The organism is Pseudarthrobacter sp. 01T43 (genome assembly GCF_056398665.1).
The window spans coordinates 18,392-32,393 of the sequence record NZ_JBFTPV010000016.1; the positions used below are offsets into that span (position 1 = coordinate 18,392).

Below are 14,002 nucleotides of genomic sequence, written 5' to 3' on the forward strand. Positions count from 1 at the left end.
AACTGGAAAGGAAGTGACATGAGAACATTCTCCAATCCGTTCCACGTCCCCACCCATCGGCAGCCGACGCCGAAACTGAAGATCGCCGTTGTAGGAGCCGGATACTGGGGGCCGAATCTCGCCCGCAACCTGCAAGCCAGCCCCGACTGGGATCTGGTGGCGATCTGTGATCTGGACATCGAGCGGGCAGCAAAGCTGGCCGCGTCCCTGGGTGACATTCCCGTCGTCGAATCCCTCGACGAGCTCCTGGATACCCTCGACGTGGACGCCGTGGCGATCGCGACGCCCGCCCGCACCCATTACGGGACGGTCATGACGGCGCTGCGCGCCGGCAAGCACGTGCTGGTGGAAAAGCCGCTGGCGGACAGCCGGGCCCATGGTCTGGAGATGGTGGCTGAGGCCGAGGCGAACGGCCTGGTGCTGATGGCGGACCACACCTACTGCTACACGCCGGCAGTTCTCAAGATGCAGGAACTGGTGCAGGAAGGCTCCTTGGGCGAAATCCTGTTCGTTGACTCCATCAGGATCAACCTCGGGCTCGTCCAACCCGATGTGGATGTGTTCTGGGACCTGGCGCCGCACGACCTGGCAATCCTGGACTTTGTTCTTCCCGGCGGCCTGAACCCTGCCGAAGTTTCCGCGTTCGGAGCGGACCCGCTGGGTACGGGACGCGATTGCGTGGGGCACTTGAATTTCAAACTCCCCAACGACGCCACTGCCCACGTCAACGTGAACTGGCTGAGTCCAACCAAGATCCGGCAAATGGTGATCGGCGGATCACTGCGGACGCTCGTGTGGGACGACCTGAACCCGCAGCAGCGGCTCAGCGTTTACGACCGGGGCGTCAGCCTGGACCGGCAGGCCAGATCGGCGGGGGAAAGAAAGGCATCGGCCATCTCCTACCGGCTGGGCGACACCTGGTCGCCGGCACTTCCCGAACGGGAGGCACTGGGCCAGGTAGTGGAGGAGTTGGCCTCTTGCATCCGGAACAAGCGGGAGGCCCGTACGGGTGGCGCGTCCGGCCTGCGGGTCCTGTCCGTATTGGAAGCCGTAACGCACAGCCTGAGCATGGACGGACAGTCCGCGCCCGTGGCAGGGTACGAGCTGGCCGGCGCCGGCGCGCAGCTGGGGAGTGCCCTGTGAGCGACCTCCGGGGGGCCAATGTCCTGGTAACCGGCGGAGCCGGAACCATCGGTTCAACGCTGGTGGATTCCCTCCTGGACGCCGGGGTAAACCGGATTGACGTGCTGGACAATCTTGTCCGCGGCCGGATTGGCAACCTCGACCAGGCGCTGGAAAGTGGCCAGATTGAGCTCATCCACGGAAACATCGGCAACCGCGACCTGGTTCACGACCTCACCAAAGGCAAGGACCTGGTCTTCCATCAGGCCGCCATCCGGATCACGCAGTGCGCAGAGGAACCCCGGCTCGCCCTCGAAGTGATGGTGGACGGGACATTCAACATCTTCGAAGCCGCCGCAGAGCACCAGGTCGGCAAGCTCATCGCAGCCTCCAGCGCCTCCGTCTATGGCATGGCGGAGGAATTTCCCACCACTGAACGCCACCACCATGCCAATAACGACACCTTTTATGGCGCCGCCAAGTCGTTCAACGAAGGCATGGCCCGGAGCTTCCACGCCATGACGGGGCTGGACTACGTGATGTTGCGTTATTTCAACGTGTACGGACCCCGGATGGATGTCCATGGGCTCTACACCGAGGTCCTGGTCCGGTGGATGGAAAGGATCATGGACGGCAAACCGCCGCTGATATTCGGCAATGGCCTGCAGACCATGGACTTCGTGTTCACCGCGGACGTGGCCCGGGCCAACGTCTTGGCCGCCGCGAGCGGTGTCAGCCAAGGCGTCTACAACGTCGCAAGCGGAATCGAGACCAGCCTGCTGGAAATGGCGGAGGCGCTGGTGCGGGTCATGGGGTCGGACCTGAAAGTGGAACACGGCCCGGACCGCCTGGTCAACAGCGTGGTCCGCCGGTTGGCCGACACAACGGCCGCGCGGCAGGACCTGGGCTTCAAAGCAGAGGTGGAACTCGAAGAAGGACTCCGCGAACTCGTCGCCTGGTGGAAGCCACTGCGGGAAGAAATTGCCGCGAGCAGGAACGTTGGTGTCCGATGACTGCAGAAACAGACGTTGCCCGGATCAACGTCATGAAGCCGTGGCTCGGTGACGAAGAAGCACAGGCGCTGGCGGAGGTGGTGGCTTCCGGCTGGGTGGCGCAGGGGCCCAAGGTCAAAGAATTTGAGGCAGCCTTCAGTGCCTCGCAGGGAGTCCATCACGCCGTCGCGACCTCCAGCTGCACCACGGCCCTGCACCTCGCGCTGGTGGTTGCAGGCATCGGTCCGGGGGATGACGTGGTGGTGCCGTCGCTGTCCTTCATTGCCACTGCCAACGCGGTGACGTACGTGGGGGCCCGTCCCGTTTTCTGCGACGTCGACCCCGCCACGGGCAACGTGACTGCAGAGACTATCCACGCGGCCCTGACGCTGGACACACGCGCCGTCATCGTGGTTGACCAGGGCGGCGTGCCGGTTGACCTGGATCCCATCCGCGAACTCTGCGGCCGGCACGAAATTACGGTTATCGAGGATGCCGCCTGCGCCGTGGGGTCCCAATATAAGGGCCGGCCTGTGGGCACCGGGGCAGACGTGACCGTCTGGTCGTTCCATCCGCGCAAAGTTCTCACCACCGGGGAAGGCGGCATGCTCACCACGCAGCGGGCTGACTGGGCCGCGCGTGCGCGGACACTCCGGGAACATTCAATGAGTGTCTCCGCGACTGACCGGCACGGTTCATTGCTGGCGCCGCCGGAGGTCTATCTCGAGATCGGCTTCAACTACCGGATGACCGACCTGCAGGCCGCCGTCGGGATAGTGCAGCTGCGGCGGCTGGCCCGGATAGTGGAGCGGCGCCGGGAAATAGCGGCGGCGTATGTGGCCGGGCTGGCGGGAGTCAAGGGCCTGCGGTTCGTGTCTGATCCCCCCTACGGCACCAATAACTTCCAGTCCTGCTGGGTTGAGGTCCTGCCCACCTTTGCCACCAGCCGCGATGGCCTGTTGTCCCGCCTCGCGGACGCCGGCATTTCGGCGCGGCGCGGCATCATGGCCGCGCACCGCCAGCCCGCCTACCGCGGGCGCGACAACGGCAACGCGGGGTTGCGGCACACCGAGCGAATGACGGACCGGACCCTCATCCTGCCCGTATTCCACGAGTTGGACACCGTCAGCATGAACCGGATCATCAACACGATCCAAGCTGCCGCAAAAGGAGTAGGCCCGTGAGTGAGCTGATTCTGATCGCCGCCAGTGGCCTGGCCCGTGAAGTGTTGGCCATGGTGCGCAGCAGCGGTCAATACGACGTCGTCGGCCTGCTTGATGACGACAAGGAGATGGCAGGCGTCACCGTCGACGGGGCGCCCGTCCTGGGAACCATCGACGACGCGTCCAAGTACACGCACGCGTTTATCCTGGTCTGCCTGGGCTCTGGAAAGGCGCGGGAAATGGTGGTGGACAGGCTCAGCGTCATGGGGCTGCACGAGGCCCGGTACGCCACCGCGATCGACCCGTCCGTGCAGTATCCGGAGGGGTGCCGGATCGGCCGGGGCAGCATCCTGCTGCGCAACGTCACGCTGACAGCCTCCGTCACCCTGGGCTCGCACGTGGTGGCCATGCCGTCGGTAACGTTCACGCACGACGACGACGTGGCGGACTTCGCGACCTTCGCCGCCGGAGCGTCCCTGGGCGGCGGCGTCCGGATTGGCCGCGCGGCTTACCTGGGGATGAATTCCAGCGTCCGGGAACGGACGTCGGTGGGCGCCTACGCCACAGTGGGGATGGGCGCCGCGGTGCTCAGCAACGTCCCCGACGGCGAGACCTGGGTGGGCGTCCCGGCCCACGCCATCGACCGGGAAGCTTTCTGCATCGGGAGTGGACAATGAACCCGGGAATGCCGGTCCGGGCGGAAACTGCCATCCCGTTGGTGGACTTGGTGGCGCAGCAGGCCGACGTGAACGCGGAGGTCATGGAAGAGCTCACGGAAGTCTTCCGCCAAGCGGCCTTCATCGGTGGGCCGGCCGTGGCGGAGTTCGAGGCGGCATACGCCGCATTCGTGGGCGCCCGCCACTGTGTGGGCGTGGCCAATGGAACCGACGCGCTGGAACTGGCGCTGCGGGCATCTGGTGTCGGGGCGGGCGATGAAGTCATCCTGCCCGCCAATACCTTCATCGCGACAGCGGAGGCGGCGAGCCGAATCGGCGCAGTCCCGGTACCCGTTGACGTCGATCCTGAATATTTGCTGATTGACCCTGAAGCCGTAGCCGCCGCYGCCACGGCGCGTACGCGGGCCATTGTGCCAGTGCATCTGTTCGGCCAGACGGCCTTCGTGGAGCGGCTTATCCCTATTGCGKCGGCCTGCGGAGCCGTGATCGTCGAAGACGCCGCACAGTCGCAGGGTGCCACCCGGTTCGGCCGTTCGGCGGGGACGTTGGGGCTGGCGGCCGGAACCAGTTTCTACCCCGGGAAGAACCTGGGGGCCGCCGGCGATGCCGGTGCGGTGGTGACGGACGATGACGGCGTGGCTGCCCGGGTGCGCACGCTCAGCTCCCACGGGAGCTTGCGCAAGTACGAGCACGACGTCGTCGGGTTTAACTCCCGCCTGGATGCCGTCCAGGCGGTGGTGCTTCGCGCGAAACTCGCGAAACTCCGGACGTGGAACCTTCAGCGGCGGACCGCAGCCGAACGGTACAGCCGTCTGCTCGCCGACGTGCCGGGCGTTCAGGTTCCCCACGAGGCCCCAGGCAACGCGGATGTCTGGCACCTTTATGTTGTTCGGGTTCCTGACCGGGATGCCGTGCTCGCCGCCCTTCAGGCCGCAGGAATCCAGGCCGGCGTCCACTATCCGGTGCCGGTGCACCTCAGTGGTGCGTATGCGGGCCGGAATTTCGGTTCGTTCCCCGTAACTGAGTGCGCCGCCGGCCGAATCCTGTCCCTTCCCCTGTTTCCGCACATCACGGCGGCGCAGCAGGAACGGGTTGTTGGTGCGCTGCGGGACACCCTGGAGCAATCATGACGAAGGCCTCAACTACTGCTGGAGCCTCATCTGCGTTCGGTTGGAGTGTGCTCAATACCGTTTTGTCCCGCTTGGGCACCCTCGGTATCGGCATCGTGCTCGCCCGCGTGCTGGGGCCAGAGTCGTTCGGGACTTTCGCCGTGGCCCTAGTGGCCCTTATGGCGGTTCTCAGTTTCAACGAGCTGGGCGTCTCACTTGCCATCGTCCGATGGCCGGCAGATCCGGCCAAGATCGTGCCAACTGTTAACACGATTTCTGTTGCGGGGAGCGCCCTGTTTTGTGTCGGCGCATTTTTTGCAGCTCCTGCCTTCACAGCAGCTGTAGGCGACAAGGAAGCAACCGACGTCATCCGTGTGCTGATCATCAGCGTCTTCATCAACGGTATCGTGGCCTCCCCCGCAGCACTGCTTCAGCGCCATTTCCGGGAAAAGACCCGGATGGGCATTGATCAGGCGAACGTGTGGGTTGGGGCGGTCCTGGCTCTTGTTCTTGCCATGGCAGGATTCGGTGCCATGGCTCTAGCCATCGGCCGGGTGGCCGGGAGCCTACTCGCCGCCATCATGTTCCTCAAGGTCTCACCCCTGCCGTACAGGTTCGGGTTGGACCGCGTCCACCTACTGCCCTTGCTTCGGTTCGGGCTGCCCTTGGCGGGTACGAGCATCATTTTCTTCGCAGTAGGTTACGCCGACCAGCTCACCGCGGGCGTTCTGCTGGGAACAACCGGCCTCGGCCTCTATGTCCTGGCTTTCAACCTATCAAGCTGGCCCATGAGCATCCTCGCACAGCCCTTACGCCGGGTAGCTCCCGCAGCATTTTCATCCCTCCAGTCGGACCGCCGTGGAATGGATGCAACCTTGGCCGTCATCGTCTCGGTTCTACTGTGCGCAACGCTGCCAGCCATGCTCTTCCTCGCAGGTATTTCCATGCCCTTAATTCAACTCGTCTACGGACCCGCTTGGCTGCCGTCAGCTGCCGTACTCTCTTGGCTGGTTATCGCTGCGTTCGCCAAGATACTGTGCGACCTGGCCTATGACTTCCTTGTTGTTCTCGGTAAGTCCGGCACCGTGTTCATCATCCAAGCGGGCAGCCTCGCTGTCCAAGTACCTGCGCTTATTCTTGGGGCAATGATGTTCGGTCTCCCGGGACTTGCAGCTGCCCAAGCACTGGTGACTGGTCTGGTGGTCCTGCCGTGCTTCCTTTGGCGGTTGCACAAGACCGGAGTGGACCTCCGCAGTTTGACTGCTGGGATGTGGCTGCCGGCGTCAGTGGGCCTCGCGACCGGAGGACTGGCGTGGTTGGTCGCCGCAACCCAACTCCATCCCCTCTTGGCTGTGTCCACGGCGGGACTGGCGGCAGGGGCCGCCACACTCGGCCTCCTATATCTCCGCCGCAGTTCACTTCGCCTCTTGCAAGCCGTTGGGAGAAATCCCGTCGCGGTGATGGTGGCACCATGAGAATTTTGGTTTTCCCGCACGATCTGGGAATTGGCGGCAGCCAGATTAACGCCATCGAGATTTCCGCCGCCCTGCAACGCCGTGGCCATGACATCGTCATTTTCGGCACACCAGGTGCGCTCAACGAGCGGATTGGCGAGTTGGGACTTGAGTTCATCGAGGGCCCCCGGGTTTCTCACCGTCCCACTCCCGCGATCGTCCGCGCCCTCACGCACCTTGTTGCGGACCGGAACGTGAATGTGCTGCACGGTTATGAGTGGCCTCCAACCCTTGAATGTCTGCTTGCTGCCCGCCGGTCCTCAGCTGTTGCAGTTTCAACGGTTATGTCGATGGCCGTTGCACCGTTCATTCCAAAGCACGTGCCGCTATTAGTTGGCACCACAGACATTTTGTACCGTGAAAAACAGTTCGGTAGATTGCGGGTCGAGCTAATGGAACCCCCGGTCGACCTTGATGAAAACAACCCGCACATCGATGTCGGCGCCACAACCTTCCGTCACCGCTGGGGCCTTGCGGATTCTTCCTTCGTCGTTGTCGTTGTCACTCGACTAGCCATGGAGCTTAAGCTCGAAGGGATCCTCGCAGCCATTGAAGCGGTGGGGAAAATTGCCAATGACATACCCGTACAGCTGCTCATCGCAGGAGATGGCGCCGCCCGCAGCAAGGTGGAGTCTGCCGCTGACGCGGTGAATGCTGCCTGCGGCCGAAAGGCCGTCATTCTCCTCGGAGAGATGTCTGACCCCCGACCCGCGTATGCCACAGCCGACGTGGTGCTCGGCATGGGTGGCTCGGCGCTGCGTGCTATGTCATTCGCGAAACCGCTGATTGTCCAGGGTGAGCAGGGCTTTTGGGAGCTGCTGACGCCGGACTCCCTGCCGCTGTTTTTAGAACAAGGGTGGTTTGGTGTAGGCGGCGACGCTCGCAACGGCCCGGCAAGACTCGCCGGGCTCCTCTGCGCTACTTACAGAGACCCCGACAGGACCCGGGCCCTTGCAGCCTTCGGCTTGGAAGTTGTCTCCGAGCGTTTTTCCTTGTCGCGGGCGGCGGAAATCCAAGAAGACTTCTACCTCAGGGCGCTCGATGCACGCTTGAACTCCCGTCTCCAGGACAATTTCGCCGCAGGTGGACGATTTATTGCCCATCAAGTGTCCCAACGTGCCCAGCACTTCTTCGGCTCAGCAGCCGTGGATGACTTCAACGCACGTCCAAATGGTCTGGCACCTAAGGTCATCCGAGATGACCAGTCAGGGGTATACAGATGAAAGCCACACCGAAGAACGCCTTGGTGTTTATGCCCGGCAGTAGATGGGATGACATCAAGGGAACAGACCACCAGTTGGCACTTGCCTTGGCCGAATCCGTGCCCGTCCTCTGGGTGGACCCCCCTTTGCCCTTCCACCATTGCCTGCGCGGTAGGGAGCGTCTGGGGTGTCCGCTGGAGCTGTCAGTGGCCGCGCCAGGAGTCATCAGGCTGCGGTCCATGTCACTGCCCGGATTTACGAGAAGGCTGCTGGCACCGGTGACCACCAGGTTGTTGTCAGCAGCTGTCCACGCCACAGTGCAGAATCTTCGACTCCAACCCTTTGCTACTTTGGTGTCATCCCCAATCGCTCGCTTCCCAAGCGGATTTCCGGGGACAAAAGTCTTGTACGTAACCGATGACTGGCCAGCGGGTGCTCCCATGATGGGCCTGGACCCAGCCCTCGTTGAGGAGACTCTATCGGCCAACCTTGCGGCGGCCAACCTTGTTGCTGCCGTCTCTCCCTCCCTGGCCGAGGAACTCGACATGAGGCAACAGCAAGGCCGGCCCGCTACAGTCGTCGTACCCAACGGCTGTGCCATGCCCGCATTGCCGCGCGCGGGAACAAAACGGGCCCGCACCGCGGCACTGGTGGGCCAGCTGAATGAGCGCCTGGACATGGACTTGTTGGACGCTCTGAAAGACGCGGGTGTCGCCATGCTCCTGATCGGCCCCCGCACTGAACGTGATCCAGAGACCCGACGGCGGCTGGACCATTTCTTAGCCGATGGTACGGTCTCGTGGCTCGGCAGGCTTTCGCTATTCGATACGCAAGCGCATCTTGCCACGGCCGGGGTTGGTCTTACTCCGTACCGCGACAATGCCTTCAACAGAGCTTCCTTTCCCCTCAAAACGCTCGACTACCTTGCCGCTGGTCTGCCCGTAGTGGCCACGGATCTGCCGGCCGTCCGCTGGTTGCGGACGGATCTCGTGGAAGTGGCAAAGGGGACAGACCATTTCGTTCGGCAAGTGCAGCTCACCTTGGCGCGTGAACCCGACCTAAACGTTGAGGAACGAAGAAGGGCCTACGCTGCCAATCATTCCTGGCAGTCACGCGCGGCACAGCTTCTGGCCGTCATCAGAGAGACCGGTGCGCAATGCTAAGAGTGAGTAGCAAGGCAACAATCGCGATGCTGGCGATCATGACTCTTTGCTGCGCCGCATGTACAGCCAGTGTGGCTGCTGATCCGACCGGTCCAGCTGCTGAAATGAATCTAAATTTGAAAAGAATCCCATGGGAGGGGGGATCTGAGTACTGGAAATCCTTTACGAAAGCGAACGCGGCCGGCTGGGGGGACCCCGGGTTCTTCCCTATAGCCATTTGGTACAACGGCATCAGCAGTGACGATGAAGTGCGCTACGACAAAGAACATGGCATCAACACCTACATGGGAATGGACAGCAGCACACCGTATTCAATTTTTGAGCGCAACGGCGTCTACTGGATCGGTGGAGCACTTAATGAAACATTCAACAACAGCAGCAAGAATTGGGTCGGGGCTTTCCTCGATGATGAAGTAGACGGCAGATTTACACCGGAAGCAGGAAGGCAACACCTTCAGGACCTGGCAAAAGCTGCGCCTAAAGGATATTTCAAATACGCCAACTTCACTCAGATGGTCATCAGCCACTATATGAACTCAGCCGACGCTCAGCGCTTCGTCAATGAATTTACCGACACGATATCAGTGGACATGTACTGGTACACCATTCCCTACTGCAGTCTAGAACCCTATGTCAACGCGCATCTGGTTCCCGTGAATAAGGAGAGTTGCCGAACAGCCTCCAGTTACGGGAAAACAATGGACGCATTAAGACTGCAAGACGCAGCGGACGGAAAGTTGCAGCCTTTATGGCAATTTGTTGAAGATCTCAATGGGGGCCCCGGCGAGGGACCATTCGTTGCCAACATAGCGCCGAAGCAACTACAGGGTGCCGTAATGAACTCTCTCATCCACGAGGCCCGTGGAATTGTATATTTCAATCAAAGCCTTTCAGGCCCGTGCGGCGGCGGCAGCGTTCTGAGGTTGAGTCAGGTTACCCTTGGTTACTGCGGCGCCGGGCAGGTAGGGGCCATGCAGGAAGTCAACTCGCAGATACACACTCTGGCCTCGGTACTTAATACACAGTCTTACGAATATTCCTTCGGTCAAGGGTTGGACACGATGCTGAAGTCCCATTCCGGCTATGCCTTCATTTTCTCAATGATGGCAGCGGACTCGAAACCTGGCGGACGAACTTTCCGCCTACCCTCTGAAATCAAAGCTGATTCGGTGGAGGTCCTGTTTGAGAATCGCAGCCTTCCTGTCAATACCAGCGGAACGTTCACAGATTTGTTCACCGATGAATTCAGTTACCACATCTACAAGGTGAAGCTATGAGTTCACTAATTGACCATATAATCCTGACCCGTTTTAATTTGCCCTCACTCGGTTCGGAGAGTCTGATTCGGGCGAAAGACGGTTGGCTCCGCGACAGAATAGAGCTCTTCGAGAAGTTCTGCCTGCCTTCAGTTAGGGCCCAAACAAACCGGAATTTTCACTGGATCATCTATCTTGACCCCGAAAGCCCAATTTGGCTCAAGAATCGAATGAACGACTTGAATGTTCCCGAAATATTTACGCTGATTTATCGGTCCTCAGTAAGCGAAGGTGAAAGGATCAGCGACATCAAAGCTGTTTGTGGACCTTTCCGAAGAATGCTGATTACCACCAATCTGGACAATGATGACGCCCTGGCAACCGACTTTGTGGAACGCCTTCAGGAGTTGCCTCCCGACTCATCACGGAACGCGGTTTACTTCATAGATGGCGTGATCCGTCAGGGCCGCAGGCTCTATAAAAACCGGGACCGCTCAAACGCATTTTGCTCTGTAAGGGAAAGCTGGGAGTCACCGGTAACTTGCTGGGCAGACTGGCATGACAGGTTGGGCCTGGTCATGCCCGTAACGGAAATCGAAGGGCCTCCAGCCTGGCTTCAAGTAGTCCACAGCACAAATGTCAGCAACCGCGTCCGCGGGATACGAGTGAGGTCCAGTGCTTATATCTGCCTATTCGATGAGCTCCTGAAAGACATTGAAGATCCAAGCCAACTGCATCTTCTGCAAGAAGCAGTGTGGGAGAGTCCCTATCGAAATATTCGGGAATTTTTCAGGGCCATTGTGAAAGCCGCCATCCTGCAGACAATGGGCAAAGAGGGACTGGAAAAGATAAAGACGTTTTTGAAGTCTCGAACCGGACCCATCGCGAATCGTCCTTAGCAAGGAGCAAACTAATGTTCTTACGTGATTTGTATGCAAGCCTCAGGCGTCGTTGGTACTTCGTTGTGGCTGGCGTCCTGCTGACTGCCGCATTGGCTGCCTTTGCCTACCGGGAAGTGCCGGTGGAGTACAAGGCTACCGGTAGCGTCGCCCTCGTTCCGCCGGCAACTGCTGTCATTTCAGGCGACAATCCTTTCCTTTATATGGGCGGCCTGGAGCAGGCCTTGGGTGTCCTTACGGTCAAATTAAACTCACCCTCGGCACAACGGCCGATCTTGGATAGATACCCGGGCGTCGAGTACGCGACAACAAGGGACCCGTCAACTAACGGCCCCATCGTTTTCGTGTCCGTCACCGGAACAACGGCCGAAAACAGCCTTGGCGCCCTAAGGCAGGTCCTGAGTGCCGTTCCGGAGAATCTCACAGCCCTTCAAGATGCATTGAGCTTGAGCCAGGAAGCACGCATGACCTCCATGTCGCTCGCCCAGGACGACAAAGCGCGGATCAACGATGGCCCTAGAACCAGGATTATTCTGATGTTGATTGCCGCAGGAGCAGCAGGATCCCTCTTGGTCACGGGCCAGCTCGACAAGATCCTCCTCCGCCGTCGCGCAGGTAGAGGTGTTCGTCGGTCCGACTTTAAAGCCCGCAGCGCTGGCCAATCCCACGCCGGCGCCCTGGTGCATTCCAACAGCACCAAAACCGTCAAGACAACCAGCGCAAGGATGCCGGTACCCCCACCTACGGCGTCTGCTCCTGCCAGTGAATTGCCCTCAGATGCCGACAGGCGCGGCCCTGGGCAGCTCCACGAGATAGAGCAAGAGCCTGCCAATGCACAGCTACGCTGACAGTCCGCCTGCCACTGGAAAACTGCCAAAACGCGCTGCCGTTCTTGAAGGCCACGACCGTACGGGCTGGGATGCCGTCGATGTCTTGATCATCTACTTCCTGGTCCTCCWTATGCTCCCGTCGAATAGAACCATCGAAGCCTTAGGAGGGGCCGGGGCCCCCGCAGCCCTTTTTGCATTAATATTTCTGCCCTGGTGGGGGTGGTATCACATGCAACGCGCCAAGAGTTCTCCCCTTACCCCCATCCAGCCAGTGCGCGCAGCGATGTTTTTTCTACTTGCGTGCATCATGGCCAGCTATGCTGCTGGGTCTTTACGCGTACTGACGGAAACTGAAACCAACGCCCTTGATCTGGGCCTGCTTCGTTCAGCCGCGTTCGCCAGCGTCATGGTGCTTGCCAATGACGGAATACCCAGCAGAGAGCGCTTGATGCACTTCCTCCGTTGGTGCTGCCTGCTGGCCGGGCTTTACGCCGGACTCGGCATCCTGCAATTCGTCACCGGGCAGTCCTTCGTCGCAACCCTGAGCATCCCTGGTTTGACGGTCAGTGATTTTGGGGCGCTTCAAGAGCGCGGTGGATTTAGCCGGCCTTCCTCAACGGCTCGAAACCCTCTGGAGTACGCATACGTGCTGTCGATGCTGTTCCCCATTGCTCTTAGCCTCGGCCTGCACGACCAGGGGCGAAACTGGTTTGTGCGGTGGTTCCCGGTCGCGGCAATAGCCGTGGCAACACTACTTTCTGTTTCGCGATCGGCCATTGTGGGCATCATCGTCTCCGTCGTCGTACTCTTCCCGTTCTGGAACGCAAGCGTACGGCGAAAGGCTGGTCTCGCCGCCGTTGGGTTATTGCTCATGCTGTGGGCTCTGGTTCCCGGGATGATGGGCACCCTCATCGGCTTGTTTGACAGCAACGATCCAAGCCTGAAGTCCAGAACGGACAGTTACGACATCGTGGCGACGTTTTGGCAAATGAACCCCGTCTTCGGCCGAGGCGTGGGAACGTTCCTGCCTGAATTTCGTATCCTCGACAACCAATACCTGGTGAGCCTCTTGGACATCGGAACCGTTGGTCTAGCCGCCTCTCTTGCGGTCCTGGGCACGGCCATCGTCGTGGCACTGGCTGGCAGGAAACGCTACACCGATCCAGTTTTCGTACATCTAGGCCCGGCCCTCGCGGCAAGCATCGCCGCCGGAACGTCCCTGACGGGCTTCTTCGACGTCTTTTCATTTCCTCAAGCGGCAGGTTCGCTCTTCCTCGTGGCAGGCCTATGCGGTGCCTACTGGCGCTTGCAGGACTTTCCGCCGAGAGCTCGTGGGCTGAAGGCGTCAAGTCAGGTTGGCAGTCGGTGGGTGGCGAGGCTCCGCTGGCTACCAGCTCTGGCAGTGCTGGCCATGATGCTGCCACTGATTCTAAGTACCGATCAAAGCAAAGGGGTCTACTGGACGCGTGAAGACGTGGTCTTCTTGCCTCCTCCCGGGGCGGCGGGCGGAAACCCCCTGCGGTCCGATTCCGGGGACATCGTTCAGTTTGCCGCTGTCGTCCAGCGGCGCGCCCTGGCCAAGGACGGCGAACCGCCCATGGAGACCAATGGTGCGCTGTTGTATTCCACTGGAATCCGGAAAGGATATTCCGTCTATCTTCCCAATTCCGGTACACAATGGCAGCCGTCCTTTGGCCGTGCCGTGATCTCCATAGAAGTGGTCGCTGAGGATTCAGCAAGCGTTAGCCGCATTGCCGATGAACTTGCCCAGAAAGTAGCAGCTGTGGCGTCTCGGGAGCAGGACGCTCTGGGAGTCACCCGTGCAGCGCATATCACCACCGAGGTTTCACCCTCCAATGTCAGTTTCCACGCGAACAGGCCAACCGCTGCAGCAGTGGCACTGACTGTTCTTGCCTTGGGCTTGGGTGCCGCGGGTGCCGCCATCGCCGACAGATTGCTGTTGCGCTACAGGAGCCGCAGGAACGGGACGCATAGGCTGGGCCAGGAGATCTGACTCCGCCGGCTGCTCTCATCGCGCTCCCAAGCTGCCTGAGCCGGCCGCTGTCCGCTGTTCC

12 protein-coding genes are annotated in these 14,002 nt (G+C 60.7%); all 12 read left to right on the forward strand.

Annotation, left to right across the window (positions count from 1 at the left end; all coding sequences use genetic code 11):
- Window positions 1–18 precede the first annotated feature (18 nt).
- The 12 genes from AC1DIM_RS14170 to AC1DIM_RS14225 all read left to right on the forward strand — a co-directional run bounded on the left by AC1DIM_RS14170 (window position 19) and on the right by AC1DIM_RS14225 (window position 13,941).
- Complete coding sequence (locus AC1DIM_RS14170; protein WP_477711136.1) at window positions 19–1,143, forward strand: Gfo/Idh/MocA family protein; 1,125 nt, start codon at window positions 19–21, stop codon at window positions 1,141–1,143.
- Window positions 1,140–2,135, forward strand: a complete 996-nt coding sequence (locus AC1DIM_RS14175) for an NAD-dependent epimerase/dehydratase family protein (protein ID WP_477711137.1) — start codon at window positions 1,140–1,142, stop codon at window positions 2,133–2,135. Before AC1DIM_RS14170 ends, AC1DIM_RS14175 begins: the two co-directional genes overlap by 4 nt.
- Window positions 2,132–3,298, forward strand: a complete 1,167-nt coding sequence (locus tag AC1DIM_RS14180) for a DegT/DnrJ/EryC1/StrS family aminotransferase (RefSeq protein ID WP_477711138.1) — start codon at window positions 2,132–2,134, stop codon at window positions 3,296–3,298. Before AC1DIM_RS14175 ends, AC1DIM_RS14180 begins: the two co-directional genes overlap by 4 nt.
- Window positions 3,295–3,954: an acetyltransferase gene (locus tag AC1DIM_RS14185; RefSeq protein WP_477711139.1), complete on the forward strand. Its 660-nt coding sequence runs from the start codon at window positions 3,295–3,297 to the stop codon at window positions 3,952–3,954. Before AC1DIM_RS14180 ends, AC1DIM_RS14185 begins: the two co-directional genes overlap by 4 nt.
- Window positions 3,951–5,084: a DegT/DnrJ/EryC1/StrS family aminotransferase gene (locus AC1DIM_RS14190; RefSeq protein WP_477711140.1), complete on the forward strand. Its 1,134-nt coding sequence runs from the start codon at window positions 3,951–3,953 to the stop codon at window positions 5,082–5,084. Before AC1DIM_RS14185 ends, AC1DIM_RS14190 begins: the two co-directional genes overlap by 4 nt.
- Complete coding sequence (locus AC1DIM_RS14195; protein ID WP_477711141.1) at window positions 5,081–6,538, forward strand: oligosaccharide flippase family protein; 1,458 nt, start codon at window positions 5,081–5,083, stop codon at window positions 6,536–6,538. The genes AC1DIM_RS14190 and AC1DIM_RS14195 overlap by 4 nt, the downstream gene beginning before the upstream one ends.
- On the forward strand, window positions 6,535–7,800 hold the full coding sequence (locus AC1DIM_RS14200) for a glycosyltransferase family 4 protein (RefSeq protein WP_477711142.1): 1,266 nt from the start codon (window positions 6,535–6,537) through the stop codon (window positions 7,798–7,800). Before AC1DIM_RS14195 ends, AC1DIM_RS14200 begins: the two co-directional genes overlap by 4 nt.
- Before the next feature lie 419 nt (window positions 7,801–8,219).
- Window positions 8,220–8,942, forward strand: coding sequence for a glycosyltransferase (locus AC1DIM_RS14205; RefSeq protein ID WP_477711143.1), 723 nt, complete (start codon window positions 8,220–8,222; stop codon window positions 8,940–8,942).
- Window positions 8,943–8,944: 2 nt separating this feature from the next.
- Window positions 8,945–10,219, forward strand: a complete 1,275-nt coding sequence (locus tag AC1DIM_RS14210; protein WP_477711144.1) for a hypothetical protein — start codon at window positions 8,945–8,947, stop codon at window positions 10,217–10,219.
- Window positions 10,216–11,097, forward strand: a complete 882-nt coding sequence (locus AC1DIM_RS14215) for a glycosyltransferase (protein WP_477711145.1) — start codon at window positions 10,216–10,218, stop codon at window positions 11,095–11,097. Before AC1DIM_RS14210 ends, AC1DIM_RS14215 begins: the two co-directional genes overlap by 4 nt.
- Window positions 11,098–11,111: 14 nt before the next feature.
- Window positions 11,112–11,945 carry a hypothetical protein gene (locus tag AC1DIM_RS14220; RefSeq protein ID WP_477711146.1) on the forward strand — a complete coding sequence of 278 codons (834 nt, stop codon included), beginning with the start codon at window positions 11,112–11,114 and terminating at the stop codon, window positions 11,943–11,945.
- Window positions 11,946–12,156: 211 nt separating this feature from the next.
- Window positions 12,157–13,941 (forward strand): O-antigen ligase family protein, encoded by a 1,785-nt coding sequence (locus AC1DIM_RS14225; RefSeq protein WP_477711147.1) that lies wholly within the window; start codon window positions 12,157–12,159, stop codon window positions 13,939–13,941.
- Window positions 13,942–14,002: the final 61 nt, after the last annotated feature.

What these genes read in the sequence shown, in the direction of transcription:
- AC1DIM_RS14170 (WP_477711136.1), top strand. Translation starts at nt 19, where the DNA reads ATGAGAACATTCTCCAATCCGTTCCACGTCCCCACCCATCGGCAGCCG.
- AC1DIM_RS14180 (WP_477711138.1), top strand. Translation starts at nt 2,132, where the DNA reads ATGACTGCAGAAACAGACGTTGCCCGGATCAACGTCATGAAGCCGTGG.
- AC1DIM_RS14195 (WP_477711141.1), top strand. Translation starts at nt 5,081, where the DNA reads ATGACGAAGGCCTCAACTACTGCTGGAGCCTCATCTGCGTTCGGTTGG.
- AC1DIM_RS14200 (WP_477711142.1), top strand. Translation starts at nt 6,535, where the DNA reads ATGAGAATTTTGGTTTTCCCGCACGATCTGGGAATTGGCGGCAGCCAG.
- AC1DIM_RS14205 (WP_477711143.1), top strand. Translation starts at nt 8,220, where the DNA reads ATGATGGGCCTGGACCCAGCCCTCGTTGAGGAGACTCTATCGGCCAAC.
- AC1DIM_RS14215 (WP_477711145.1), top strand. Translation starts at nt 10,216, where the DNA reads ATGAGTTCACTAATTGACCATATAATCCTGACCCGTTTTAATTTGCCC.
- AC1DIM_RS14220 (WP_477711146.1), top strand. Translation starts at nt 11,112, where the DNA reads ATGTTCTTACGTGATTTGTATGCAAGCCTCAGGCGTCGTTGGTACTTC.
- AC1DIM_RS14225 (WP_477711147.1), top strand. Translation starts at nt 12,157, where the DNA reads ATGCAACGCGCCAAGAGTTCTCCCCTTACCCCCATCCAGCCAGTGCGC.